The sequence below is a fragment of the Rhodopseudomonas sp. genome (assembly GCF_036404135.1).
Classification (GTDB): domain Bacteria; phylum Pseudomonadota; class Alphaproteobacteria; order Rhizobiales; family Xanthobacteraceae; genus Rhodopseudomonas_A.
Genome location: NZ_DASWPE010000026.1, coordinates 1 through 2,030 on the forward strand (window position 1 = coordinate 1; position 2,030 = coordinate 2,030).

General features: G+C 66.6%; 3 protein-coding genes. 2 read left to right on the plus strand and 1 reads right to left on the minus strand.

Annotation, left to right across the window (positions count from 1 at the left end):
• Nucleotides 1-210 (plus strand): DUF3422 family protein (locus VGC77_RS03300; protein WP_331170140.1); only part of this gene is annotated, 210 nt, incomplete at its 5' end.
• A gap of 31 nt (nt 211-241) precedes the next feature.
• The gene (locus VGC77_RS03305) at nt 242-1,855 is read left to right on the plus strand and encodes a dienelactone hydrolase family protein (RefSeq protein ID WP_331170141.1); all 1,614 of its coding nucleotides are present in this window, start codon (nt 242-244) and stop codon (nt 1,853-1,855) included.
• Here VGC77_RS03305 and VGC77_RS03310 read toward each other — a convergent pair.
• A partial coding sequence (locus VGC77_RS03310) for an integrase core domain-containing protein (RefSeq protein WP_331170142.1) occupies nt 1,852-2,030 on the minus strand: 179 nt, incomplete at its 5' end. The genes VGC77_RS03305 and VGC77_RS03310 overlap by 4 nt on opposite strands.

The following is a 2,030-nucleotide window of genomic DNA, read 5'->3' on the forward strand; positions in this document are numbered from 1 at the left end:
TTGCAGACCACGGTGGAAGGGCTGTCCACCGCGGCGATCACCTACTACGTGGTCGGGCTGTTCGGCTATCTGGTGAAGGGATTGCAGGATGCCGGCCATCTGCCGGTCGAGCCGAATGTCGCGGTGGCGGCCTTCGTGCCGGTCGCGGCGCTGTCGATCTGGTGGACGGTGCGCCAGATCCGCCGCCGCCATGTCGGCGAAGAGGACTGAGCATGCCGGCACGACCGCGGGACAGGGTTTGATGCGTCGGCTCGCGACGGCGGCGAGATGGATCGTCGCGCTCGCTGCGGCGGTCGCCATCGCGGTGGCGCTGTGGCACCTCCAACTCGCCGAACGCGGGCTGCGCATCACCACGGCGACGGTGGGCGAAACCCCGGTCACGGTGTATCGACCGCAATCCGACGCCCCGGCGCCGGTGGTGGTGATCGCCCACGGCTTTGCCGGCTCGCAGCAATTGATGCAGCCCTTCGCGGTGACGCTGGCGCAGAACGGCTACGTCGCGGTGACCTTCGACTTCACCGGCCACGGCCGCAACCCGGTGCCGATGAAGGGCGACGTCAACGAACCGACCAAGATCACCGGCGTGCTGGTCTCCGAACTCGGCCGCGTCGCCGACTACGCCAAAACCCTGCCCGACAGCAACGGAAGGCTCGCGGTGCTCGGCCATTCGATGGCCTCCGACATCGTGGTGCGCTACGCGATGGCGCATCCCGAGGTCAGCGCTACCGTCGCGGTGTCGGTGTTCTCGCCGGTCGCGACCGCGTCAAGCCCGCGCAATCTCTTGGTGATCGTCGGCGCGCTGGAGCCGGCCATGCTGATCAACGAAGGCTTGCGCATCGTCAATCTCGCGACCGGCCGCGGCGCGGTGGCCGGGCAAAGCTACGGCAACTTCGCCGACGGCAGCGCGCGGCGGCTCGCGCTGTCGTCCGGCGTCGAGCATATCGGCGTGCTGTACAGCCGCGACAGCATGGCAGAATCGCTGCACTGGCTGAACCAGGCGTTCGATCACCAAGGCTCCGGCTTTCTCGACCGCCGCCCGCGCTGGCTGGCGTTGTTGTTCGGCGGGCTGATCGCGCTGGCCTGGCCGCTGTCGCGGCTGTTGCCGAAGGCCGCGGAGGCGCCGATGGGCGCCAATCTGCGCTGGAAGCCGCTGCTGGCCGCCGCCATCGCGCCGGCGTTATTGACGCCGCTGATCCTGTGGAAGATGCCGACCGACTTCCTGATCATCCTGCTTGGCGATTATCTGACGCTGCATTTCCTGGTCTATGGGCTATTGACCGCGCTGATTCTGCGGTTCGGCAATCGCGGCCGGCCGCTGGCCGGGCAGACCCTATTGTGGCCCGGGCAGAGCCGGCACCGGCTCGAAGGCCGAGCGGTCTGGCAACTCGGCGCACCGAACTCTATCACCGCGCAGGCCTCGCTGAGCTATGTCGCGATCGCCGCGCTCGCGGTCGGAGCCTACAACATCATCGCGATCGGGCTGCCGCTCGACCGCTACGTGTTCTCGTTCCACCCGATCGCGCCGCGGATCCATCTGATCCTGGCGGTGGCCTGCGGCACCGTGCCGTATTTCATCACCGCCGAATGGCTGACCCGCGGCGACGCCCGGCGCGGCGCCTATGCGCTGACCAAATTCTGCTTCCTGGCCTCGCTGGCGATCGCGGTGGCGCTCAATCTCTACAAGTTATTCTTCCTGATCATCATCGTGCCGGCGATCCTGCTGTTGTTCGTGGCGTTCGGGCTGATCAGCCATTGGAGCTACAAGGCGACCAATCATCCGCTGCCCGGCGCGCTGGCCAACGCCGCGGTGTTCGCCTGGGCGATCGCGGTGACGTTTCCGATGGTGATCCGCTAGGTGTGGAGCCTCAACAGGTTGTCCTCGGACAGACCGAGGCGACTGATGGGTGTTTGTGATTTTATCCCACCGTGTGGCCGATGCCAGTTGTATCTATGCAGCCAGACCGGCAGTTCGAGGGCGCGGCGTTGTGAGGTCGGATAGGCTTTTGCATAGGCCCATTCTCGGAGGGCGC